General features: G+C 73.1%; 24 protein-coding genes. 14 read left to right on the forward strand and 10 right to left on the reverse strand.

The window, feature by feature from the left end:
- The first annotated feature begins 35 nt into the window (after positions 1-35).
- Positions 36-1184, forward strand: a complete 1149-nt coding sequence (locus E1291_RS15465; protein ID WP_242614179.1) for a DUF5925 domain-containing protein — start codon at positions 36-38, stop codon at positions 1182-1184.
- Here E1291_RS15465 and E1291_RS15470 read toward each other — a convergent pair.
- The gene (locus E1291_RS15470) at positions 1181-2710 is read right to left on the reverse strand and encodes an MFS transporter (RefSeq protein WP_131738498.1); all 1530 of its coding nucleotides are present in this window, start codon (positions 2708-2710) and stop codon (positions 1181-1183) included. The genes E1291_RS15465 and E1291_RS15470 overlap by 4 nt on opposite strands.
- Positions 2711-2836: 126 nt before the next feature.
- On the opposite strand from E1291_RS15470, the gene E1291_RS15475 reads away from it, so the two are divergent.
- The gene (locus E1291_RS15475; RefSeq protein WP_131738499.1) at positions 2837-3334 is read left to right on the forward strand and encodes a winged helix-turn-helix transcriptional regulator; all 498 of its coding nucleotides are present in this window, start codon (positions 2837-2839) and stop codon (positions 3332-3334) included.
- 42 nt (positions 3335-3376) lie between these two features.
- Here the strand turns inward: E1291_RS15475 and E1291_RS15480 are convergent, their stop codons facing one another.
- Positions 3377-4558: a trans-sulfuration enzyme family protein gene (locus E1291_RS15480; protein ID WP_131738500.1), complete on the reverse strand. Its 1182-nt coding sequence runs from the start codon at positions 4556-4558 to the stop codon at positions 3377-3379.
- Positions 4559-4872: 314 nt separating this feature from the next.
- Positions 4873-5664, reverse strand: a complete 792-nt coding sequence (locus E1291_RS15485; protein WP_242614180.1) for a DUF2470 domain-containing protein — start codon at positions 5662-5664, stop codon at positions 4873-4875.
- Between the two features lie 68 nt (positions 5665-5732).
- Between E1291_RS15485 and rpsD the strand changes: the two genes are divergently transcribed.
- Positions 5733-6338: a 30S ribosomal protein S4 gene (rpsD, locus tag E1291_RS15490; protein WP_131738518.1), complete on the forward strand. Its 606-nt coding sequence runs from the start codon at positions 5733-5735 to the stop codon at positions 6336-6338.
- 40 nt (positions 6339-6378) lie between these two features.
- Here rpsD and E1291_RS15495 read toward each other — a convergent pair whose 3' ends face one another.
- The gene (locus E1291_RS15495; protein ID WP_242614181.1) at positions 6379-6873 is read right to left on the reverse strand and encodes a MarR family winged helix-turn-helix transcriptional regulator; all 495 of its coding nucleotides are present in this window, start codon (positions 6871-6873) and stop codon (positions 6379-6381) included.
- Between the two features lie 201 nt (positions 6874-7074).
- On the opposite strand from E1291_RS15495, the gene E1291_RS15500 reads away from it, so the two are divergent.
- The gene (locus E1291_RS15500) at positions 7075-7890 is read left to right on the forward strand and encodes an aggregation-promoting factor C-terminal-like domain-containing protein (protein WP_131738502.1); all 816 of its coding nucleotides are present in this window, start codon (positions 7075-7077) and stop codon (positions 7888-7890) included.
- Between the two features lie 39 nt (positions 7891-7929).
- Entirely contained in the window at positions 7930-8604 is a 675-nt protein-coding gene (locus E1291_RS15505; RefSeq protein ID WP_131738503.1) for a TetR/AcrR family transcriptional regulator, read from the forward strand.
- Here E1291_RS15505 and E1291_RS41970 read toward each other — a convergent pair.
- A complete protein-coding gene (locus E1291_RS41970) occupies positions 8561-9271 on the reverse strand; it encodes a hypothetical protein (protein WP_165495127.1) in 711 nt (236 codons plus the stop codon). The two genes, E1291_RS15505 and E1291_RS41970, sit on opposite strands and share 44 nt — an antisense overlap.
- Here E1291_RS41970 and E1291_RS41975 point away from each other — a divergent pair.
- The 3 genes from E1291_RS41975 to E1291_RS15520 all read left to right on the forward strand — a co-directional run bounded on the left by E1291_RS41975 (position 9252) and on the right by E1291_RS15520 (position 11749).
- On the forward strand, positions 9252-9713 hold the full coding sequence (locus E1291_RS41975; RefSeq protein WP_165495128.1) for a hypothetical protein: 462 nt from the start codon (positions 9252-9254) through the stop codon (positions 9711-9713). The two genes, E1291_RS41970 and E1291_RS41975, sit on opposite strands and share 20 nt — an antisense overlap.
- A gap of 511 nt (positions 9714-10224) precedes the next feature.
- On the forward strand, positions 10225-11019 hold the full coding sequence (locus E1291_RS15515) for an NAD-dependent epimerase/dehydratase family protein (RefSeq protein ID WP_207400749.1): 795 nt from the start codon (positions 10225-10227) through the stop codon (positions 11017-11019).
- An 82-nt stretch (positions 11020-11101) separates the two neighbouring features.
- Positions 11102-11749 carry a TetR/AcrR family transcriptional regulator gene (locus tag E1291_RS15520; RefSeq protein ID WP_131738504.1) on the forward strand — a complete coding sequence of 216 codons (648 nt, stop codon included), beginning with the start codon at positions 11102-11104 and terminating at the stop codon, positions 11747-11749.
- Positions 11750-11809: 60 nt separating this feature from the next.
- Here the strand turns inward: E1291_RS15520 and E1291_RS15525 are convergent, their stop codons facing one another.
- On the reverse strand, positions 11810-12190 hold the full coding sequence (locus E1291_RS15525; protein WP_131738505.1) for a nitroreductase family deazaflavin-dependent oxidoreductase: 381 nt from the start codon (positions 12188-12190) through the stop codon (positions 11810-11812).
- A 185-nt stretch (positions 12191-12375) separates the two neighbouring features.
- Between E1291_RS15525 and E1291_RS15530 the strand changes: the two genes are divergently transcribed.
- Positions 12376-13224, forward strand: a complete 849-nt coding sequence (locus E1291_RS15530) for an LLM class flavin-dependent oxidoreductase (RefSeq protein WP_131738506.1) — start codon at positions 12376-12378, stop codon at positions 13222-13224.
- Between the two features lie 58 nt (positions 13225-13282).
- On the opposite strand, the gene E1291_RS15535 is transcribed toward E1291_RS15530, so the two are convergent.
- A complete protein-coding gene (locus tag E1291_RS15535) occupies positions 13283-14743 on the reverse strand; it encodes a flavin-containing monooxygenase (protein WP_131738507.1) in 1461 nt (486 codons plus the stop codon).
- Between the two features lie 82 nt (positions 14744-14825).
- Here E1291_RS15535 and E1291_RS15540 point away from each other — a divergent pair, with 82 nt between their 5' ends.
- The gene (locus E1291_RS15540) at positions 14826-15485 is read left to right on the forward strand and encodes a TetR/AcrR family transcriptional regulator (RefSeq protein WP_242614182.1); all 660 of its coding nucleotides are present in this window, start codon (positions 14826-14828) and stop codon (positions 15483-15485) included.
- Positions 15486-15545: 60 nt separating this feature from the next.
- Positions 15546-16406 carry an SDR family NAD(P)-dependent oxidoreductase gene (locus E1291_RS15545; protein ID WP_131738508.1) on the forward strand — a complete coding sequence of 287 codons (861 nt, stop codon included), beginning with the start codon at positions 15546-15548 and terminating at the stop codon, positions 16404-16406.
- 383 nt (positions 16407-16789) lie between these two features.
- Here E1291_RS15545 and E1291_RS15550 read toward each other — a convergent pair whose 3' ends face one another.
- Positions 16790-17533, reverse strand: coding sequence for a hypothetical protein (locus E1291_RS15550; protein ID WP_131738509.1), 744 nt, complete (start codon positions 17531-17533; stop codon positions 16790-16792).
- A gap of 120 nt (positions 17534-17653) precedes the next feature.
- On the opposite strand from E1291_RS15550, the gene E1291_RS15555 reads away from it, so the two are divergent.
- Entirely contained in the window at positions 17654-19183 is a 1530-nt protein-coding gene (locus E1291_RS15555) for an ATP-dependent DNA ligase (RefSeq protein WP_131738510.1), read from the forward strand.
- Positions 19184-19217: 34 nt separating this feature from the next.
- On the opposite strand, the gene E1291_RS15560 is transcribed toward E1291_RS15555, so the two are convergent.
- Complete coding sequence (locus E1291_RS15560; RefSeq protein ID WP_242614183.1) at positions 19218-20150, reverse strand: hypothetical protein; 933 nt, start codon at positions 20148-20150, stop codon at positions 19218-19220.
- Positions 20151-20238: 88 nt separating this feature from the next.
- Here E1291_RS15560 and cds1 point away from each other — a divergent pair, with 88 nt between their 5' ends.
- Entirely contained in the window at positions 20239-21342 is a 1104-nt protein-coding gene (gene cds1, locus E1291_RS15565) for an L-cysteine desulfhydrase Cds1 (protein ID WP_131738511.1), read from the forward strand.
- Here cds1 and E1291_RS15570 read toward each other — a convergent pair.
- Complete coding sequence (locus tag E1291_RS15570) at positions 21332-22633, reverse strand: M50 family metallopeptidase (protein WP_131738512.1); 1302 nt, start codon at positions 22631-22633, stop codon at positions 21332-21334. The two genes, cds1 and E1291_RS15570, sit on opposite strands and share 11 nt — an antisense overlap.
- 305 nt (positions 22634-22938) lie before the next feature.
- Here E1291_RS15570 and E1291_RS15575 point away from each other — a divergent pair.
- Positions 22939-23480, forward strand: a 542-nt coding sequence (locus E1291_RS15575; protein WP_131738513.1) for a winged helix-turn-helix domain-containing protein, incomplete at its 3' end; no start/stop codon positions are given.

The following is a 23480-nucleotide window of genomic DNA, read 5'->3' on the forward strand; positions in this document are numbered from 1 at the left end:
GACGCGGTCCGCCGCCGCGCCTGATCATCGGTGCCATGACCATGTCGCAGGAGAGGACGCGGGACGTCCTGCATCTCATCGGCCCCAGAGAGGACGCCGGCCCGGCGCTGCCCGTGGTCCTCAACCTCAGCGACAGCAACTCCCCCGCCGACGTGATGGACGTGCTGTCGCTGCGGCCGTTCGCGTCCGGCGAGCAGCCGTGGTCGCGGTCGACGCGGCTGGACCACGTCCGCCCGGACGCGCCGCTGCGCCCCGAGCGCGCGCGGCTGGTCCGCGTGGCGCACGAGAAGGGGAAGGAGTCGGTGCTCGCCGAGGGCGAGGGCTGGACGCTGCTCACCAACCGGTGGAAGAACGGCGCCGCCTATCTCGCGGTGTCCGCGGTCACCGACGAGCTCGCCGAGTCCGTCCTCGCGGAGTCGGTGAAGGACGCGACGGAGCCGCCGAAGACCGACGAGACGAACGTCGAGATGGGCTTCTGGCACATGGGCTCGCACGGGCCGGTGCGGACCGAGCGGGCGATCTCCGCCGACTCGTGGGCGGACATCCGCGGCAACTACACCGCCGACGTCGCGTCCGCGCTGGACGCGGTGATGGGGCTGACCCGCGAGGAGGTGTCGGGGCGGCTGCTGCTCCTGCACGGGCCGCCGGGCACCGGCAAGACGACGGCGCTGCGGGCGCTCGCACGGGCGTGGAACGACTGGTGCCAGTCCGACTGCGTGCTGGACCCGGAGGCGCTGTTCGGGACGCCGAGCTACCTCATGGAGGTCGCGGTCGGCGACGACGAGGACGAGAACCGCCGGTGGCGGCTGCTCATCCTGGAGGACTGCGACGAGCTGATCCGCGGTGAGGCCAAGCAGTCGACGGGCCAGGGCCTGTCGCGGCTGCTCAACCTCACCGACGGGATGCTCGGGCAGGGCCGGGACGTGCTCGTGGCGATCACCACCAACGAGGACCTGGCGATGCTGCACCCGGCGGTGGTCCGTCCGGGCCGCTGCCTCGCGCAGATCGAGGTGGGCCCGCTCACCCGGGACGAGGCCGCCGGGTGGCTGTCGGGCGCGGGCGTCACGGCGGACGAGATCGGCCCGGACGGCGCGACGCTGGCGGAGCTGGCGGCGCTGCGCAAGGGCGAGAAGCGTCCCGAGGGCGCCACCGCCCCGACCTCGGCGACGGGCTTCTACCTCTAGTCCGTGTATTCGAGGTCCGGCCCAGGGGGGCTCGGACGGGGGCTCGCTCCCTTCTTGTTCGAAGGCGCTGTCGCTTCGCGATCCGCCCGGCGCGAGTCGCCGGGCGGGTCGCCCCGCCGGCCGGCGGGCGTTCGCGCGGGTGTGATGCCGAGCGCGGTGACGGCGCCGAGGGCCGCGGCGAGGGCGATGGCCCACCAGCCGTGCTGGAAGGCCGTCCGCAGGTGGCGGGACGAGCCGTCGAGGGAGCCGAGGACGGCGATCAGGACGGCGACGCCGAGGACGTAGCCGAGTTGCCGGCAGGTGTTCACCACGGCGCTGCCGGTGGCGGCCTGGTGCGTCGGAAGATCGGCCGTGGCGGCACCGATCATGCTGGGCAGGGCCAGCCCGATGCCGACGCCGATGATGATCCATCCCGGCAGGATCCGCGTCAGGTAGCGCGGGTCGGAGGCGCCGGCGGCGAGCATCAGCGCGCCCGCGCAGACCAGCAGGTTGCCCAGGGCCACCAGGAGACCGACCGGCACGCGCCGCACCGCGCGCTGGCCGACGGCCGCGAAGATCGGCACCATCAGCGGACCCGGGGCGATGGCGAGTCCGGTGCGGATCTCGGAGTATCCGGCGGCCTTCTCCAGCCACAGCACGACGCTGAAGAACAGCGCGCCGAACGCGGTGCAGAAGACCAGCACGGTGAGGTTGGCCCACACGAAGGTCCGTACCCGGAAGAGCGCGGGGTCGATGATCGGGTCGGGACGCCGTGAGATCCGGGCGGCGATGACGGCGCCGCCGAGGATCGCGACGCCGAAGGCGGTCAGGGTCCGCGCGCCCGTCCAGTCCCATTCGCCGCCCTTCACCAGGCCGAGCGCGGCCGCCCCGATCGCGACGGCGAGGACGGCCGCGCCGGTGAGGTCGGGTGCCCGGACGACGGGTTCGGCACGGTCGCCGGGGACGAGCCGCAGCGCGGCGGCGAGGGCCAGCAGCCCGACGGGCACGTTGATCAGGAAGACCCAGTGCCAGGACGCCTGGACCAGCACGCCGCCGGCGACGGGGCCGAGGGCCCCGGCGAGGGAGCTGCTGGTCGCCCAGATCTTCACCGCGCCCGCGCGCCGTCCGGGAGGCAGCGCGGTGAGCATGAGCCCGAGGGCGGCCGGGGTGAGCGCGGCGGCGCCGGCCGCCTGCAGCACCCGGAACGCCACCAGCCACCACAGCGAGGGAGCGGCCGCGCACGCGGCGCTGGCCAGGGTGAACACCGCCAGGCCGGCCAGGAATCCCCGCTTGCGGCCGTGCCGGTCGGCCAGGCGCCCGGCCGGGATCAGCAACGCCGCGTAGACGATGGCGTAGGAGTTGAGGATCCAGCTGAGGTCCGGCAACGACGAACCCGGGAAGCTTCGTCCGATGGCGGCGAACGCGACGTTGACCACGAAGACGTCGAGCATGGCCGTGAACGACGCCGCGCAGAGCACCACGACGACGGCGGACGGGTGCTCGCGCCGCGCCGGTGACGTCCGGGCCGCCGGTGCGTCAGTGGGCATGGGGGTTTCCATTCCGGGCGGGTGTTCCAGGTCGAGCCTGCACAGTGTCAGTCTGACTGAAGCTTGGTATAGCCAGCATGGCGCTGACTATAACTGAGTCAAGCCAGCATGGGTACCATGGGGGGCATGTCTGCTGTCATGGAGGGCGCGCTCGCCGACCTCGGATCCTGGAAGCCGGTCCACTGCTCGCTGGTCAAGGCCCTGGAGGTCGTGGGAACCCAGTCGGCCCTGCTGATACTGCGCGAGTGCTACTACGGGACCACCCGCTTCGGCGGCTTCGCGCAGCGCGTCGGCATCACCGAGCGGGCGGCCTCGCAGCAGTTGCGCCGGCTCACCGAGGCCGGTCTTCTCACCAAGCGTCCCTACCGCGACGAGGGCGACCGCACACGCGAGGAGTATGTGCTGACCGAGATGGGCCGCGACCTATTGCCGGCCGTCTTCGGCCTCATCCAGTGGGGCGACAAGTACGTCCACAACGGTCGTCCACCGGTCCTGCACGTCGAACACGACACCGGTGCCGCCGTCCGGGCCGAACTGCGCAGCGAAGCGGGAAACCCCGTCGCCCTGGAAGACATCGGTGTCCGCCGCAACCCCCGATGGCGGCCCTCGTCAGCGGAGTCCTGATACCTCCTCGCGAGGCGAGCGGGCAACGCCGTGAAGCACGCCTCAGCGTGTCTTCGCCAACGCCTGTTCCAGGTCGGCCCACAGGTCGTCGGGGTGCTCCAAGCCGATGGCGAGGCGGACGGTCGCCTCGCCTATCCCGGCGGCGGCGAGGGACGCGGCGTCCATCTGCCGGTGCGAGGTGCTCGCCGGGTGCATGGCGAGGGTCTGCACGGCGCCGAGGGACGGGCCGAGGGTCACCAGCCGCAGCGCCTCGGTGAAGACGCGCCCGGCGTCCCGGCCACCGGTCGCCTCGAACGCCAGGACGCCGCCCGCGCCGTCCGGCAGCAGCCGGCGGGCCGTGTCGTGCTGCGGGTGCTCGGTCAGCCCGGGGTAGTGGACGCGGGCGACGGACGGGTGCGCGCCGAGCCGCCGGGCGAGGTCGAGGGCGGTGGCGCTCTGCCGGGCGATGCGCATCGGCAGCGTCGCGATGCCGCGCAGCGCCAGCCACGCCGTGAACGCGTCGACGGTGGCGCCGAGCTCGACGGCGTGCTCCCAGACGCGCCGGCGGACGTCCGCGTCGGCGAACACCGCCACCCCGCCGATGACGTCGCCGTGCCCGCCGATGTACTTGGTCGCGGAGTGGACGACGACGTCGGCGCCGTGGCCGAGCGGCGCGAACAGCAGCGGCGCGAAGGTGTTGTCGACGACCGTGCGGACGCCCGTCCCGCGGACGGCGGCGGTGAACGCGGGGATGTCGGTGACGTGCGTGGTGGGGTTGGCGACGGTCTCCAGGTAGAGCACGCGGGTGGCGGGGCGCAGCGCGTCGCGCACCTCGGCGGGGTCGTCGCCCGGCACGTAGGTGACCTCGACGCCCCAGCGTTCGGCGAGGTCCTGGAGCAGCGCGTAGGTGCCGCCGTACAGCGCGGACTGCGCGATCACGTGGTCGCCGGAGCGCAGCAGGCCGGTCAGCACGGCGTTGATCGCGCCCATCCCGGACGCGGTGGCGAGCGCGCCCGCGCCGCCCTCCATCTCGGTGACGGCCCGTTCGAGGGAGCGGACGGTCGGGTTGCTCATCCGGGCGTACATGAACGCCTCGTCGGGCCCGCCGAACGAGGCGGCGAGGTCGTCGGCGCCGTCGAAGGCGAACAGGTGCCCCTGGTAGATCGGCTGGCCGAGCGGGCGGCTGCCGGACGGGGAGATCACCGGTGGGTGGACGGCGCGGGTCTGCGGGTGATGTGCGGTCATGGTCCCAGCCTGCGGGCGAAGGGTGCGGCGGCGGAACGTCCAATGACGGCCAGTGGCCCGGACCACGCCCCCGTCTTTCCACGCGGTACCGGACCACCGGCCCGGCCAGGGACGCCGGCGCCGGTCCGTCCGGTGCGGCTCCCGTCACCGGTCCACCCACCCCGCGAGGGCGAACCGGTGCCCTGGGGCCGCCCCTCGCGGTGACGGTCGGCGTCCCTTGGCCGGAGACCCGAGCATGTCGCGGCGGAGGCCCCGCCGACATCCGGGGGACCACTGTCATATGGACGGTTTCTCCCGTCCCGTACCGCGCGGGACTACGGGGTCGCGTGCGCGAACAGGCGTCGGTAGACGCACCGCAGACCGTGGAGATCACTGACAGGCTCGGCGAACGGCAGGCGGACGTCGTACGGATCGGGGGTCCGTGGTGGCGGCGCGGAGCAGCGGAGCCACAGGCCGTACCGGTCGAGCGCGAGCGGCCGGACAACCGGTCCGGGTGCCCCCTCGGCGGCGGGGAGCAGGCGCGCGAGCTCGTCGCGGTGGCAGGAGTCCAGGTGGGAGAGGATGCCCGGCTCGACGGCGACGAACGGGTCGGGCGCGGCTGCCGCGTACTCCTCGGGTTCGACCACGGCGTCGCCCCACGCGTCCTGCACCTCGGCCTGCGCGACCTCCAGGGCGAGGACCGTCCACTCACCGTCGGGACGCCCGGCGGCGAGGTCGAGCAGTTCGGCTCGCGGGTGCGGGTGGGCGAGCCGGAGCGCGGCGGCGCGCAGTTCCCCGGCGGGCAGCTCGGTGAGCCAGCCGTGGAGCCGGGCGCGGCCGCGGACGCGGTCGGCGAGCGCGACGGGCGCGACGTCGCTGACGCGCAGCGTGGCGGGCAGGTCGTCGGGCTCGCCCGCGACGGCCGCGGCGATGGGCGCGGCGGCGGGGACGAGCAGCAGCGGGCGGCCGTCGCGGTCGGTGGTGTGCGCCGTGACGGGCGCGTAGGGGACGCCCGGCGCGACCAGCACGCCGTCCGCCATCCCGTAGGCGAGCGTCCGCGCCCGCTCGGCGGGGCCGGGGCCGTGTCCCGGGCCGTCCGTGATCTGCGTGGGGTCCGCTCGCCGCACCGCGCCCTCCTTGACGTTAGAGGTTAGGCTTGCCTAACTTAGGCTTACCTAATCACTTCTGGAGCATGATGAACAACCCCCGTCCCAAGGTCCGGCTGTCGCGCGCCCTCGGCATCCCGCTGACGCCGAAGAGCGTGAAGTACTTCGAGGCCCGCCCGTACCCGCCCGGCGTCCACGGCCGCGCCCGCAAGCAGGAGTCGGACTACAAGGTGCGGCTGCGCGAGAAGCAGCGGCTCCGCGCGCAGTACAACATCCGCGAGGCGCAGCTGCGCAACGCGTTCGAGAAGGCCGCCAAGGCCGAGGGCAAGACCGGCGAGGCGCTCATCGTCGACCTGGAACGCCGGCTGGACGCGCTCGTGCTGCGCTCCGGCCTCGCCCGCACGATCTACCAGGCCCGCCAGTTCGTCGTCCACCGGCACGTGCTGGTGAACGGGCGGCGGGTGGACCGCCCGTCCTTCCGGCTCCGGCCGGGCGACGTCATCACGGTCGCCGAGCGGAGCCGGGCGATGGTCCCGTTCCAGGTCGCCGCCGCGGGCGGGCACACCGAGACCGTCCCGCCGTACCTGGAGGTGCGGCACGACGCGCTCGCCGCGCGGCTGACCCGGCTGCCCGAGCGCGGCGAGGTGCCGGTGGTGTGCGACGAGCAACTCGTCGTGGAGCACTACTCGCGCTGACCCGACGGCACGGCCCGGCGGTTCGGCCCGGGGGTCCGGTTCAGGGGAGGTCGCCCAGCTCCTCGCGTGCCGAGGCGCGCAGGGTGCGCAGCGCGTCCACCAGCAGGCCGCGCTGCTCCTCGGTGAGCGGACCGGCGAAATGGCGGCGCAGGGTCTCGGCATGGACCCCCAGGGCCTCGTCGAGCTTCGCGCGGCCCTCCGGCGTCAGCTCCACGAGATGCCGGCGGCGGTCGCCGGGCGCGGCCCGCCGCCGGACGAGACCGGCCTCCTGCATGCGGTCGACCAGCCGGGTCATGCCGCCGCTGGTGAGGATCAGCTCGTCGGCCAGCCCGCCCATCGAGCGCGCGCACTCGGCGCCCTCGCCGGACAGCCGCAGCAGCACCTCGAACATCGCGTGCCGGATGCCGCAGCGCCGCTCCAGCTCGCGTCCCGCGATCCGCTCCAGCATCGTGGCGGCGCCGAGGAGCGCGCCGAACTCGTGGACCACGTCGTCGGGCACGACCGTGCCCTCTCCGCGCCCGCTCTGCTCCGTCACCGCCGCCATCATCCCGCCTTCCCGCGCCCTTCACCGATCCAACGCGCCGCGTCCCCCGCGGCTTCCGCCGGACCTGCGCTTCCGGGCCGGGCGGTCTCATCCTTCCCGCTCACCGCTCCACCGGACGTCTTCGGCGGCGGGCGGGTGTCCCGTGGCACGGCGGGGTGACGGAACTCCCCGGTGATGAGGCACTCTTCTCCTATGCCACAGAGTCACGGCACGCGCAGACGCCCCAGCGCCTCCTCGTCCCGCACCCGTTCCGACCGGCGGCGGGGGCGCGCGGACGTCCCGGTCGTACCGTCCCCACGACGGTCGCCCGAGGAGACCGGGGCGAGCGGGTACGGGGCGCCCGCGGAACGGCCGCGCCGCCGCCGGGTGTGGCGGGCGTTGACCGGCAACGTCGCCATCACGATCGCCGCCATCGGCGCGCTCGTGGCCGCGCTGGTGTTCGTGGACTTCAGCGGGCTGACCGGCGGCGGCCGCCCACCGAAGATGGCCGCCGGCGGCCTGTCGACCAACGACATGCTCGCCAGGCTGACCGGCTCCGACATGGACCCGATCGCGGCCGACGCCGTCGCGGCGGCCAAAAAGCGCGCCTACGAGGAGCACCAGCGCGAGCTGAAGGAGCTGAAGGAGAAGGCCAAGCGGGACGCCAAGGCGCGCGCCAAGCTGAAGGCCGAGCGGGAACGCGAACGGCTCGCCAAGTCCAACCCCAGTTCCGCGGAGAACAAGAAGTACGGCAGGAAGATGAGCGCCCTCAAGGGGTGGGGCGGCTGCTGGTCGTCCCTGGAGACGCTCTGGGACCACGAGAGCGGCTGGAACGAACGGGCCGTGAACCCGTCCAGCGGCGCGTACGGCATCCCGCAGGCGCTCCCCGGATCCAAGCTGGCCAGCGCGGGCTCGGACTGGCGCACCAGCTCCCCCACCCAGATCGCCTGGGGGCTCGGCTACATCAAGGCCCGGTACAAGGACCCCTGCGGCGCGTGGGCGTGGTGGTCGGCGCACCACTGGTACTGAGTGCTGGAACCGCGCGTCCCGCGCGGGCACGATGTGGGGATGCGGACGGGCAGGACGCGCCGCGCGGACGACACGGGCGGTGACAGGGCGGGCGGTGACAGGGCGGGCGGGACGGGCCGTCAGTGGGCGCGGGCCGACGCCACGCGGCAGGCGCTGCTGACCGCCGCGCTGGACGTGTTCGCCGACCGCGGCTACGCCGACGCGGGAATCGCCGAGATCGTCGAGCGGTCGGGCATCAGCGTCGGCAGCCTCTACCACCACTACGGCGGCAAGGCCGGGTTGTACGCGGCGCTGTGGGAGGAGCTCAGCGCCGAGCAGGAGGACGCGGCGGCGCGGGCCGTCGCCGCGTCCCGCGCGGCGGGCGAGCGCGACCCGATCGCGCTGTTCGTCGCGGGCGCCCGCGCCTACCTGCGCGTGTGCTGGGAGCGGCGGGAGGCGGCGCGGCTGTTCCACGGCGGGGAGGGCCCGTCCGGGTCCTCGCTGACGCGCCGCGGCCGCGCGCGGCGCTGGATCGCGCAGAACACCAGGCTGCTGGGCGGAGTGTCCGCGGACGTGGAGGGCGCGCCCCCGGACCGCGCCGCCCAGGTGCTGGGCCTGGTGCTCACCACGGTGATCGGCGAGGCGGGGCGGGAGATCGCCACCGCGGCGGACGCGGCCGCGGCCACCGAGATCATCGACGAGGTGTGCCGGATCCTGGTCCGGCTGGCCCGCTGACGGCGCCGCCGGGCCGGACGAGGGCGTGCCGTCCGGCGGCGCGCGCACGGCGCGCCAGCCGAAGCCTGAGCAGCAGCAGCGCCACCGCGGACGCCATCGCGGCGAGCACGCCCGCCTGGAGGGCGCCCAGTTCGTCGGCGTTGAACGACCCGCCCCGGAGGGCGCGCAGGGCGGACACCGGGACGGCGGTCTGCCGCCGCGCGGGCGCGATCCGCGGCGAGGCGATCTGCGGCGGGGCGACCGGCGGCAGCGCGACCTGCGGGGCCGCGACCACGGGCGGGGACACGCCCTCGGCCGGCGCCGGAAGACCGGGCGGCAAATCGGCCTTCGCGGCGACGCGCGGCGGCAGCGCGGCGGCGGCGCCGGTGACGACCAGCGTGCAGGTCCGCGAACGGGTGGCGGCCCGCGCCGCGGACGCCGAGAAGTCGACGGTGAGGGCGCCCGGCGCGGCCCCGGCCGGCACCTTGACGGCGACCGGCACCGACACGCCGCCGGACCCGACGTTCCCGAGCCCCCGCGTCGCCGGACCCGCCGACGCGCGCGCGGACGACGCCCGCAGCACGGTTCCCGCCGCCGTCGCGCCCGCCGACGCGACGTGCACCGTCGCGGTGACCGACTCGCCCGGCCGGACCGTGGTGGAGGAGACCGTGACCCCGATCGACAGCACCGGAACGCCCGGCGTAACGGGCCGCGCGCTCGGCGTCGGCTTCCCGGTCGGAGCCGGTGTCTTGGTCGGCGTCGGGGTCGGGGTCGGGGTCGGTGTGGGCGACTTGGTCGGGGACGTGGTCGGCGTCGGGGTGTCGGACGGGGTGGGCGTCGGTGAGGAGGTGTGCGTGGGGGTGGACGTGGGCGTCGGGCTCGACGTGTGGCTCGGCGTCGGGGTGGCCGAATGCGTCGGAGTCGGGGTGGGAGTCGGCGTGGGAGTGGGGGTGCGCGAGGGTGCCGGCGTGTGGCCGGAACCCGGGGCGGGCGTCTGCTCGGCGAGCGCCGGAGCCGTCACCGAGACGACCATGATCGCCGCCGCACCGGCCCCCGCGAGGACCCTGCCGCCGGCCGGCCGTGACCGCACCTCGTCCACCTCCGTTCGTCCGCGAATGGTACAGAAATGATGCAATCACGCGATGAATGGAGAAATCAACCCCGCTCCCCGGCTCCCGCACGTAATGCGGATCGCGGACCGGGATGATCGGGAGGAGTTGTCACCGAGTGCGCACCGGCTCCCATTCTCGCACTGAGCTGCACATCCTCCGGCCCGAACACGGGATCTCACTCTCGCTCCGGATCCGCCCGCGCGGCGGGGCGCCACCGCCCATCAGCGAGGCCATGACCAGCGGTGCCGACCTCCGCATCGGCGGGACAATGGCGAGACGATCGACGGAACGGCCCCCTGAGCCCGGCGTCTCCCGAACGGCCGCGTGATCCATTCTCTTCGGAGATCGTCCAGTGCGGACGCCCTGGCCGAGACGGCGCGACACGTGGCCGGTGATGGTTATAACGATTCATATGGTTTGTGCGGATCGCATTGGGTAGGGCTTTCCCATTTTCCCCCCGGCGCCCGATCCCGTTCGGCGATGCGCATGGGAACGGTCCGGTGAGGCGGACGGGTGCGAGACTGCGCGCATGACTCTTGGAACGATCGTGCTCACCGGCGCCGCCGGACGGGTCGGCACCGCGCTGCGGACGCCGCTGCGCGCCGAGGCGGCCCGGCTCGTCCTCGCCGACCGCGCGCCGCTGCACGTCGAGGGGCCGAACGAGGTCGTCCACCGCACCGACCTCGGCCCGGCCGACGCCGCCCGGATCGTCGCGGGCGCCGACGCGATCGTCCACCTGGCCGGGGTACCGGACGAGGCGCCGCTGCCGGAGCTGGTCGAGGGCAACGTCCTCGGGACCCACCGCGTCCTGGAGGCGGCGCGCCGCGCCGGCGTCCCGCGCGTCGTCCTGGCCAGCAGCAACCGGCTGACCGGCTGGTACCCCTCGACCGAGACCGTCTCGGCCGCCATGCCCCCGCGCCCGGACGGGCTGTACGGGGTCAGCAAGGTCGCCGTCGAGGCCCTCGGCCGGCTCTACGCCGACAAGTTCGGCCTGGACGTGGTGTGCCTGCGCATCGGCAGCCTCGAACTCCGCCCGGCCGATCCCCGTCACCTCGCGACCTGGCTGAGCCACCGTGACTGCGCCGGGTTCGTCCGCGCCGCGCTCACCGTCCCGTCGCCCGGCTTCCTCGCCGCCTACGCCGTGTCCGCCAACGCGCGCCGCTTCTGGGAGCTGGACCCGCGACTGGGCTACGAGCCACAGGACGACGCGGCGTCCTACGGGATCCCCGACACGTTCGTCGCCGAGAACACTCCGCAGGGCGGCGCCTTCGCCGCACCTGAGTTCACCTCGCGGTTCCTTGACGACCCCATCGGGCGCGGGTGATGTTTCCGGTCACACGGGACGCCACGGACCGTTATCCTGACCTCTGGGTTACCGCTTCCTGACGGAAAGTCGAAGGGGGTCCATGCCAACGTCCACGTGGTTCCGGCTCAACGTCGCCAAGCGGGAGCGGGTCCTCGAAGTGGCGATGCGCGAGTTCGGTGAGCACGGGTACTCCACCGGCAGCCTGAACACCATCGCCCGCGAGGCCGGCATCGCGAAGGGCTCCCTCTTCCAGTACTTCAGCGACAAGCTCGAGTTCTTCGCCTTCGTCTGCGACGAGGCGTCCCGCCGCATCCGCGAGGAGATGGAGCGCCGGATCGCCCGGGTCGACTTCGACCAGCCCTTCGACGAGTGGCTGTTCGACGTCATGTGCGACTGGACCGAGTACATGGCCGACCACCCGCTGGAGCGGGCGGTGACCGCCGCGACCAACTTCGAGCTCGACAACGGGGTCCGCTCCGTCGTCCGCGACACCGCGAACCAGCACTACCTCCAGGTGATCCACCCGACGCTGCGGCTCTGGCAGGAGCACGGCGACATCCGCGACGACGCCGACCTCGACGTGCTCGCGACGCTGATCCTGACGATCCTGCCGTTCCTCGCGCTGGCCCCCTACTACGACGGTCTCGACCCGATCCACGACCTGCGCGGCAGGACGCCCGCCGAGCAGCGTCCCGTGGTGCGCCAGCTCATCGCGGGCATCAGGCCGATGTTCGCCCCGGTCAAGTAGCGGCGGGAACGCGCCACGCCCCGGCCGGGCCGCCCGGCAGGCCGCCCGCCGGGCCGCCGGTCAGTCGTCGATGTCCGCGACGAGCAGGTCCACATGGCGGGCGGCGAACCGCATCGGGGCCGGAAGGTCCGCGGCGGCCGCGCCGCGCACGACCCGGGGACGGCGGATGCGCCGTGCGCGGCCGGCCCGCTCGACCCCGCCGCCGTCCGCGGCGAGCAGGTTGCGCACCCAGTCGGTGCCCGGCCCGTACGGCAGCCCGACGACGAGCCGCCCGCCGCTGCGGAACGCGGTCACGGGCGTCCGGTACTCCCGGCCCGACCGGCGCCCCCGGTGCACGATCACCGCGAGCGGCGGGAGGTAGGCCGCGTACGGCCCCTGGATCCGGTTCGTGACGCGCCGGTTGAAACGGGCCAGCGATCTCGGCAGCAACGGCTTCGGCATGCCCCCTGCCTACCACGACGGGCCCGGCGTCCCGTGCCGGACCACGTCCGCCGCGGCGGTAGAGTGTGATCACTTCAAGTACGCGCTCCCTTGGAAGTACGCCGCAGATGGGGAGCACGCCTCGCGATCACGAGGTGCCGGAGGGGCGGCAGTCTCAGCGACCCTTCCCTTCCGGAGGTACTTCCATGAACGTCGGACTCGGCCTGCCCATCAGCGACCCCGCGTCGCTGCTCTCCTGGGCGGCGGCCGCCGACACCGGCCCGTTCTCCACCCTCGGGCTGCTCGACCGCCTCGTCTACGACAACCCCGAGCCGCTGGTGGCGCTCGCCGCCGTCGCCGGGGCCACGTCCCGCGTCCGCGTGCAGACCGAGGTGCTGCTCGCCCCGCTGCGCGAGCCCGCGCTGCTCGCCAAGCAGGCCGCGACGCTCGACCGCGTGTCCGGCGGGCGGTTCGCCCTCGGCCTCGGCGTCGGCGGACGCCCCGACGACCACGTCGTGACCAACGTCGACCTGCGCACCCGCGGGCGGCGCCTGGACGAGCAGATGGGCGTGATGAAGCGCATCTGGTCCGGTGCCCCCTACAGCGACGAGGCCGGTCCGATCGGTCCCGCGCCGACGCGGGAGGGCGGGCCAGAGGTCCTGTTCGGCGGGTTCAGGCCCGCCGCGCTGCGCCGCGTCGCGCGCTGGGGCGACGGGTTCCTCGCCGCCGCTCCCCCGGCCTGGGCGGGCGAGCTGTTCCGCACCGTCGAGACGGCGTGGGACGAGGCCGGGCGGACCGGCCGGCCGCGCATCGTCGCGCAGGTCAACGCCGCCCTCGGCTCGGACGCCGTCGTCGAGGACGCGCGCCGCGCCGCGCTCGGCTACTACGCCTTCACCGGACGTCCCGGATTCGGCGCGGACGGCATGCTCACCGAGCCCGGCGAGATCCGCGACACCATCGCCCGGTTCGCCGACCTCGGCGCCGACGAGGTCATGCTGTACTGCTGGGCCCGCGACCCGCACCAGGTCGACCGGTTCGCCGACGTGATCGGCTGACGCGGTGACCCGGCCGGGCCCGCTCCCCCGGTGGAGCGGGCCCGGCCGGAACCGGTCCTCAGGTGAAGATGTACTCGTCGGGGTCCACCTTGCGCGTCGCGGCCCAGAACTCGAAGGTGTGGCCGGGCCAGAGCGTGCGGTTCACGCCCCGCTCGTCCAGGTACCAGCTCTGGCAGCCGCCCTCGTTCCAGACGGCACGGCGCAGGCGCCGCTGCAGGCGGTCGTTGAAGCGGCGGGACGCCTCCGGCCTCGGCTCGATGGTGTCCGCGCCGCGCTCCTGGAGCAGCCGCAGGCAGCCCAGCACGTACCGGATCTGCGCCTCGATCATGAAGACGACGGAGTTGTGGCCGAGCCCGGTGTTCGGGCCGAGCAGCATGAAGAAGTTCGGCATCCCCGGGATCGTGGTGCCGTGGTGCGCCTCGATGCCGTCCGCCCACACCTCCCGCAGCTTCACCCCGTCCCGGCCGGTGAGGGGCAGCTCGCCGAAGGCGTCGGTCACCTTGAAGCCGGTGCCGTAGATGACGCAGTCGACCTCGTACTCGCGCCCGTCCGCGGTGACGATGGAGTTCTCGCGGACCTCGGCGATCGGGGAGGTCTCCAGGTCGACGCCGGGACGGGCGAGCGCCGGGTAGTAGTCGTTGGACAGCAGGATGCGCTTGCAGCCGATCGTGTAGTCCGGCGTCAGCCTGGCGCGCAGGTCCGGATCGGCGACCTGGTTCCGCAGGTGCCTGCGGGCGATCGCCTCCTGGTGCAGCGACAGCCGCGGGTCGATGGTGAAGCCGACCGCGCGGGCCTCCAGCGCCCAGTAGATGCCGTTGCGGAACGCGCGGGCCGCGCCGGGGACCTTCTCGAACGCTTTGAGTGCCTGGGCGGGGAAGGCGTGGTCGGGCTTCGGCTGGATCCACGGCGCGGTCCGCTGGAACACCACGAGGCGCTCCGCCCGGCGGGCCACCTCCGGGACGAACTGGATCGCGGACGCGCCCGTCCCGATGACGGCGACGCGCCTGCCCGTCAGGTCATAGGAGTGGTCCCACTGGGAGGAGTGGAACGTGGCGCCCTGGAAACGCTCGATGCCGGGCAGGTCGGGGAACGAGGGGATGTGCAGCGCGCCGACCCCGGACACCACCGCCCTGGGCGTGAGGACGGTGCCGTCCGCTAGCGCGACGTTCCAGCGCCGCGCGGTGTCGTCGTACTCCATGGACTCGACGGCGGCACCGAACCGGATGTGCTCGTGGACGCGATACTTGGCGGCGGTGCGCTCCATGTAGGAGCGGATCTCCGGCTGGGGGGCGAACATGCGCGTCCAGCCCGGGTTGAGCTCGAAGGAGAAGGAGTACATGTGCGAGGGCACGTCGCAGGCGCAGCCCGGATAGGTGTTGTCGTGCCAGGTCCCGCCAAGGGCGTCGCTCTTCTCCAGGACGGTGAAGTCGTGGAAGCCGGACCTTTTCAGGTGGATCGCCATCCCCAGCCCGGCGAAGCCTGAGCCGATGATGACGATCGACGGGGGGCGCTCGCTCATGCTCGATCCTCTCGCTGACCTACTCTCGGTAAGTTACCGGGAGTAGGCTATTGACGATAAGTCCAACAGATAGGATTCTCCTGTGAATGGCGCCACACCGCGGTCCCGCGCCCCCCGGCGGCGGATGTCGCGCGCCGACCGCGAGCGGCAGATGCTGGACGTGGCGGAGGAGGTCTTCGGGGAGCGCGGCTACCAGGCCGCCTCCATGGACGAGATCGCCGAGCGCTGCGGGGTCTCCAAGCCGATGCTCTACGAGTACTTCGGCTCCAAGGACGGGCTGCTCACCGCGTGCGTCTGCCGTTCCAAGGCCGAACTCTTGGACGTCACCCAGAAGGCCATGGCCGGGGCCACCGCACCGGAGGACGTCCTGTGGCGCGGGATGGTCGCCTACTTCTCCTTCATCGACGCCCACAGCAGGTCGTTCGCCATGCTCCTCGGTGAGCCGCCCGCCGGGTCGCCCGAGACCGCCGAGGCCGTCGAGGCGACGCGGCGCCAGCAGAGCGCCCTGATCTCCGGGGTCCTCGCGGCGTTCGCCCCGGCCGCGCCGCCGACCGTCATCGACGCCTACACCGAGATCATCATCGGGGCGAGCGAGCGGCTGGCGCTGTGGCGGACCCGGCGCCCGGACGTGCCCGTCGAGGAGACCGCCCGGTACATGACCGACTTCTGCCGGAACGGGCTCGGCCCCCATCTCGTCCCCGGCCCCCGGCCCAGTCCGGACCGCCCCGAAACGCCGCGCTGAGCCACGCGGCCGGCGCCGTCGCTGAGTACGGTTGGATCACCTTTACCCAGGGAGGTCACCATGCCCCTCGCCCACTTCGACGGTGCCCTCGCCGTCGTCACCGGAGCCGGCAGCGGGCTCGGCCGGGCCACGGCACTGGCGCTGGCCGAGCGCGGCGCGACCGTGGTCGCGGCCGACATCGACCTGCCGGCCGCGGAGCACACCGTCACGCTGGCCAAGTCACTCGGCGCGGGCGGCGCCGCCCACCGCGTGGACGTGTCGGACGCCGCCGCGATGGAGGCGTTCGCCGCCGAGGTCCGGAGCACGTACCGGGTTCCCGACATCCTGGTCAACAACGCCGGGATCGCCGCCGCCGGCTCGTTCCTGGACACCGGCGTCGAAGACTGGGACCGCGTCCTCGGCGTGAACCTCTGGGGCGTCGTGCACGGCTCCCGCCTGTTCGCCCGGCAGATGGTGGACCGGGTGAACGCCCTGCCCAACCGGCCCGACAAGCCCAACCTCGGCGGCCACATCGTCAACATCGCCTCCGCCGCCGCGTTCGCGCCGTGGCGGGGCATGCCCGCCTACTGCACGTCCAAGGCCGCCGTGCTGATGCTGAGCGAGTGCCTGCGCGCCGAACTGGCCGGCCACCGCATCGGCGTCACCGCCGTCTGCCCCGGCCCGACCGGCACGAACATCGTCGCGAACGCCGCCCTGCTCGGCCTCGGGACGGACGCGCGCGAGCGTCTGCGCCGCCGCGGCGAGAAGGCCCTGCGGATGCGCGACCAGGCGCCCGAGCGGGTCGCCGAGCGCATCGTGCAGGCCGTCATCAAGAACAAGCCCATGGTCCCGGTCACGCTGGAGGGGCACCTGCTGCACACCCTGTCCCGGATCTCCCCCTCGTCCATGCGCCTGCTCGCCAAGATCCCCATCCCGCAGTAGGACCGCGGGAACGCCCGCGAACCCCGCCCGGCCTTTACTTCAGATCTGACATCGTATATTCGAAGCCCTTTTTCGGTGGACGCGAAATGAACTCATGAACGACAGTTCAATGGTCCCGGCGTGGCCGGCAAAAGGGCCGCGAAGCGAGGTCCACTTCGCGGCCCGTCATCGAGAACGCGTCGGCTACCTGGGACTCACCGTACCCAGGAGACACCCACCGCTTGAACGGCCACGTCGTCGACCTCCTCTTCCCAGGTGCTCGGCATGCCGGTCACAGATGATGAGCGGGAGCATGATCGGCATACCCCTCCCCTTTACCGGAACACCATAGAAGCCGGCGAGAGAGAAAAAGCCATGATCGGCCGATTCAGGTCAGGAACGGTTCAGCCGAGGGCGCGCAGCACTTCTCGCGCGGCCGTTCCCGCCATCGCCAGGCAGGCCCGCCGGCGGTCCTCCCCCGCACCCTTGGCCGGGGTCTCCTCGCTGTAGCTGACCGTGACGACGACGTTGCGCAGCCGCACCGTGACCTGCCCGATGATCGTGGGCAGCCCCTTGTCGGCCTTCAGCCAGCGGTACGCCTCGTCGCCGATGCCCGTCTCCTTCTCCAGCGAGATGGTGCGCTCCAGATCGGGATCGTGCGCCTGGGTCCAGTGGGCGTCGAAGTAGCCCTCGGCGTCCTTCACCGGGTCGGCGGAGGCGCCGGGCGGGTGCAGGTGCGCCTCGACCCGCAGGGACCGCGAACCCGGCGCGGACGAGGTGTAGGTGCAGGTGGTCAGGGTGGAGTTGCCGCCGCCGCCCTCACGCTTGGCGGCGGGGACGATCCTGCCGAGGGTGCCCTGGGTGACCATCGCGCAGGGCGCGGGCAGCGCGGTGACCGGCCGCGCGGCCGGCGGGCCGGACGGGTCGTCCGACGTGGGGGCGTCCGAAGCGGACGCCGAGGCCCGCGGTCTCCGCGCGGCGTGCTCCTCGCCCCCGCCGGGCAGCAGCAGGAACACCACCACCCCGGCGACCACGAACGTGGCCAGCGCGACGGCCAGCGCCACCCGGCGCGGCCGGCGGGCGGGCGCCGGCGGCTCCGGTGCGGAGTAGACCCGCTGGAACGGCTCCGGACCACGCTGCAGACCCACGCCCCGTCGCGCTCCTCACTCCTCCGTCCGAACCCCCGCCGCCCAACGTAGCCAGGTGCCCCCGCCGCCACCAACCCCCCGGCGGGACCAATTGCCGGGCCGTGTGGACACAATGGACGGGTGCTCATCGCCGAGGTCGCCGAGACGTCCCGGGCGGTGGCCGCGACGTCCGGCCGCAAGGCCAAGGTCGAGGCCCTCGCCGGGTGCCTGCGCGCGGCCGGGCCCGCGGAGGCCGCGATCGTCGTCGCCTACCTGTCGGGGGAGTTGCCGCAGCGTCAGATCGGGGTGGGGTACGCGGCGCTGCGCGACGTCCCGCCGCCCGCCGCGGAACCGGTCCTCACCGTGGCCGAGGTCGACGCGGCGTTCACCGAGATCGGCGCCGTGTCCGGCCCCGGCTCGGTCGCCCGGCGGCGCGCGCTGGTCGCGGCGCTGCTCGGCCGCGCCACCCGTCCCGAGCAGGACTTCCTCGTCCGGCTGCTGGCGGGCGAGCTGCGCCAGGGCGCGCTGGACGGCGTGATGGCCGAGGCGATCGCCGCGGCGGCGGCGGTCCCGGCGGCGGGGGTGCGGCGCGCGGTGATGCTGCGCGGCTCGCTCGGCCCGGTCGCCGCCGCGGCCCTCGCGGAGGGCGCCGCGGGGCTGCGAGCGTTCACGCTGGAGGTCGGCAGGCCGGTCAAGCCGATGCTGGCGGCGTCCGCGCCGTCGGTCGAGGAGGCGTTCGGCAGGCTCGCCGCCGACGCCGCGGTGGAGTGGAAGCTGGACGGCGTCCGCGCCCAGGTGCACGTCACCGGCGGCGAGGTCCGGGTCTTCACCCGCACCCTCGACGAGATCACCGAGCGGCTGCCCGAGGTCGTCGCGGCGGTGCGCGGGCTGCCCGTGCGCGCCGCGGTGTTCGACGGCGAGCTGATCGCACTGCGGCCGGACGGGCGGCCGCACCCGTTCCAGGTCACCGCGGCCCGCACCGCCACGCGCACCGCCAAGGCCACCGAGCCGGTGCCGCTGACCGTGTTCCTGTTCGACGTCCTGCACCTGGACGGCGCCGACCTCCTCGACGCACCCGGCGCCGAGCGGAACGCCGCGCTGGCCCGCGCCGTCCCGGACGGGCTGCGCATGCCGCGCGTCGTCACCGGCGACCCGGCCAGGGCGAAGGAGTTCTTCGACGAGGCCGTGGCCCTCGGCCACGAGGGCGTGCTGGTCAAGTCCCTCGACACCCCCTACACCGCCGGGCGGCGCGGCGCCGGATGGATCAAGGTCAAGCCGCGGCACACCCTCGACCTGGTGGTGCTCGCGGTCGAGTGGGGCCACGGCCGCCGCGAGGGCCTGCTGTCCAACCTGCACCTGGGCGCCCGCGACCCGGCGACCGGCGGGTTCGTCATGCTCGGCAAGACGTTCAAGGGCCTGACCGACGAGCTGCTCGCCTGGCAGACCAGGACGCTGCGCGAACTGGCCGTCCGCGAGGACGGGTGGACGGTGCACGTCCGCCCGGAACTGGTCGTGGAGATCGCCTTCGACGGCGTCCAGCACAGCCCCCGCTACCCCGGCGGCATCGCGCTGCGGTTCGCGCGCGTGCTGCGCTATCGCCCCGACAAGCCCGCGGCCGAGGCCGACACGATCGATACGGTCCGCGCCGTCGCCCCCGTCCTGGACGAATGACCCGGCGCGGGCCCGGCGACCCGGCGCGCGCCCGTCACTCCGCCTTGGACCGGCGGGTGCGGGCCACGGTCCGGCGCCGTCCCGTCCGGTGCAGGACGCGCCGGTGCGCGCGGGCGGCGTCCCTGCGCCGGTCGCGCGCGGCCGCCTTGCGCTGCGCGCGGGCGTTCTTGTGGCGGCGGGCGCGCTCGGCGGCCGTGCGGCGCTGCAGCAGCTCGGGCGGGATCAGGTCGTGCCGCCCGGCGATGAACTCCTGCACCCAGATCTTGGCCCGGATGAGGGGGCGGCGGAACCGCCGCTCGTTCCGGACGGCCCGCAGGTGCTTGCGCGATCCCGGCGCGTACCACCAGCGCGCCCACGGCGACCCGGGACGGGCCAGCCGGACCGCGCCGACGATCAGCAGCGCGGGCACGAACAGCCCGATCAGCCCCGTCCAGATCTTGCCCTTGAGCAGCGTGACCACGGCGAGCCCGAGGTTGACCACCAGCGAGGTCACGTACACGCCGGTCAGCGCCCCGCCGGCCGGCGCGGGCGTCGCCTCGAAGCCGAGCGGTCGGATGCCGAGCAGCAGCAGCCCGGTGACGGCGATGGCGACGAAGACGGCGTCGAGCGACGTGCGCCCCTTCTCCGTCCAGTACACGTCGCTGAGGTGCAGGATCAGCGCGAACTCGTCCAGCACCAGGGCGGACCCCATCCCGAAGACCACCGCCGACAGCAGGTCGAGGCCCACGTACGGGTCGGGCACCGCGAGGCTGGACACCCCGCCCACGAGCATCAGCACCACGCCGAACACGACGTGGTGGATGTGCAGGTCGCCCGCCTGTACGTTGCGGAACCACCACCGCACGTTGGCGCGGATCAGGCGGACGTTCACCCGCGTGAGCACGAACGTGACGATGAACGCGGCGAAGAAACCGAACAGCGGCAGCCGTCCGGTGTCCACGATGCGTTCTCTGAACAGGTCGATCATCTACCCCCCGTGGACTCCATCATGCCTGGTGACATGCGGCGATATCGTGGGATACCGCCGATCAATGGCGATCAAGGGGGAAAACACCATGAGTCGTACTGTGGACCGGTGCGATCCCGGCCGCCGCGCCTGGATCGCCGAGGCCATCCGCAAGGTCGAGGCGGACGCCAACCGCAGCGCCGACACGCACCTGCACGTCTTCCCGCTTCCGCCCGAGTGGGGCATCGACCTGTACCTCAAGGACGAGTCCGTCCACCCGACCGGGTCATTGAAGCACCGGCTGGCGCGGTCGCTGTTCCTGTACGCGCTGGCGAACGGCTGGATCCACGAGGACACCACGATCATCGAGGCGTCCAGCGGCTCCACCGCCGTGTCGGAGGCGTACTTCGCGCGGCTGGTCGGCCTGCCGTTCGTCGCCGTGATGCCCGCCACCACCAGTCCGGAGAAGATCGGCCTGATCGAGTTCCACGGCGGCCGCTGCCATCTGGTGGACGACCCGTCCTCGATCTACGACGAGTCGCACCGCCTGGCGGCCGAGTGCGGCGGCCACTTCATGGACCAGTTCACCTACGCCGAACGCGCGACGGACTGGCGCGGCAACAACAACATCGCCGAGTCGATCTTCGAGCAGCTCCGGCTGGAGCGCCATCCCGAACCGTCCTGGATCGTCGTCGGCGCGGGCACCGGCGGCACCTCCGCCACCATCGGGCGCTACGTCCGCTACCGGCGGTTCCACACCCGGCTGGCGGTCGTCGACCCCGAGGGCTCGGCGTTCTTCGGCTCGTTCACCGACGGCGACCCCGGCCGCACGGCCGCGGGCTCGCGCATCGAGGGCATCGGCCGCCCCCGCGTCGAACCGTCGTTCCTCCCGACCGTGATCGACCGGATGGTCCAGGTGCCGGACGCCGCGTCCGTCGCCGCGATGCGCTGGACCAACGAGGTCACCGGCCGCGGCGTCGGCGGCTCCACCGGCACCGCCATGTGGGCCGTGGCGGAACTGGTCGCCCAGATGCGGGCGAGCGGCGAGCACGGCAGCGTGGTCACGCTGATCTGCGACGGCGGCGAACGCTACGCGGGCACCTACGGCTCCGACGCGTGGCTGAGCGCCCAGGGCCTGAACATCGCCCCGTACCGGGCGGCCCTGGACGGCTTCCTCAAGACCGGCGAGCTGACGGACCCGCTCAGCCGTTGAAACGGATCGGGTTCACCAGGTCGGCGTAGATGAGCAGCCCGCCCATGACGACCAGCACGGCGGCCATCACATACGTCACGGGCAGGGCCTTGGCGACGTCCACATAGCCGGGATCGGGCCTGCGGAACACCCGGGCGAACGCCTTCTTCAGCGCCTCCAGCAGCGCGCCGGCGATGTGCCCGCCGTCCAGCGGCAGCAGCGGCACCAGGTTGAACAGCCCGACCGCGAGGTTCAGCGAACCGAGCAGCATGACGAAGTAGGCGACCTTCTCCGTCCCCGTCAGGGTGTGCGAGGCGGCGACGTCCCCGCCGATCCGGCTGACGCCGACCACGCCGACCGGCCCGTTCGGGTCGCGCTCCTTGCCGCTGAACGCCGCGTTCCAGATGCCGACCATCTTCTGCGGCATCCGCAGCAGCGCCCCCGCGGTGTGCGCGGTGAGGTCGCCCATCGTCCTGGCCACCGCGCCGGGCCCCTGCCGCTCCAGCGCGCTGGTCGGCGTGATGCCGAGGAACCCCACGTTGACGATCTTGTCCTGGTCCTTCAGGTCGTACATCGAGTTGCGCGTGATCGGCACGTTCAGCGCGAGGTCACGCCCATCGCGCCGCACCACCATCGGCACCGTCCGCCCACCCGAGTCGCGGATGAGCCGCTGCAGCCCCTTGTAGTCCGAGATGCCCCGCCCGTCGTAGGACACGATGCGGTCACCGGGCCGCAACCCGACCTGCTTGGCCGGCGTCGGCGTGGCGCCCGCCGGACACGAGCCGACCTTCGCCGCCTGGCTCGCCGGGACGATGCAGTCCGACACCTGCTGGATCACCGGCTGCTGCTGAATCGTGCCGAGCCCCATCAGCAGGATCGAGAAGAACACCACCGACAGCAGCAGGTTCATCGCCGGCCCGCCGAACATGATCAGCAGCTTCTGCCACCACTTCTTGGCGTAGAACACGCGGTCCTCGTCGCCGGGCCTGACCTCCTCCAGCGCCGCCCCGCGCGCCGACTCGATCAGCCCCTGCCACGGCCCCGTACTGATCTGCCGGACCTTCCCGGGCGCGTCCCCCTTCCGCGGCGGCAACATCCCGATCATCCGGATGTACCCGCCGAGCGGGATCCACTTCACCCCGTACTCGGTCTCCCCCTTGCGCCGCGACCACATCGTCGGCCCGAACCCGACCATGAACTGCGTCGTCCGAACCCCGAACAGCTTGGCGAACGAGAAGTGCCCCAGCTCATGAAGGGCGATGGACGCCAGCAGGCCGAAGAACAAGATCAACACACCCGCCAGCCACCCCATGCCAGCCCTCCGTGTTCGTATTTGCTTGCAGTATCCTCGGCGGTCGGGCCCTGGGGGCCCTCCCTTCAACGGACACTGCGCGATCGCAGCATCGCTCCGACTCGCCCCAGAGGGCTCGCTGCGCGATCAGGTTCTCGCAAGCTCGAACCTGGCTTCGCACGCGATCGCGATCGGTGCGGGCATCACGACCAGCCGAAGATGCTCAGTCTAAAGCAGTGCCATCGGCGTCAGGCGCTAACCAGGGTTAATTGGTCATAGCGGTTGGGTGAGTGGACGGGCCGGTGGTGTGGGCGTATGCCGGTGGCATGGCCAGATACCCCCAGGGCGGCGGGATGACCGACGCGGGCCGCCGGAGACGAGAACAGGTGCGGATGCAGGCCGCGCAATGGTTCGGTGAGGGCCGGCCCAATGCGTGGATCGCCGCGCAGTTGCGGGTGGGGCTGCGGCAGGTGGAGAAGTGGCGGCAGGCCTGGCGGCAGGGCGGGGCCGAGGCGCTGCGTTCCAGGGGCCCGCACCGGCGGCAGCGCTTGGACGAGGCGATGTTCGCACGGCTGGAGGCGGAGTTGAACCGCGGCCCGGCCGCGCACGGCTACGCCGATGACCAGCGGTGGACCCTGGGGCGGGTCGCCGCGCTGATCCGCGAGTTGTTCGGGATCGGCTACACCCTGCCGGGGGTGTCGCTGCTGCTGCGGCGTAACGGCTGGTCGGTGCAGGTCCCCGGACGCCGGGCGGTCGAGCGCGACGACCAGGCCGTGCAGGTGTGGAAGGAGCGGGTGTGGCCGCGGGTGGAACCACCGCGGGCGACCTGGGCGCCTGGATCTGTTTCGAGGACGAGACCGGTCAAGGG

Source organism: Actinomadura roseirufa, assembly GCF_900659635.1.
GTDB lineage: Bacteria > Actinomycetota > Actinomycetes > Streptosporangiales > Streptosporangiaceae > Spirillospora > Spirillospora roseirufa.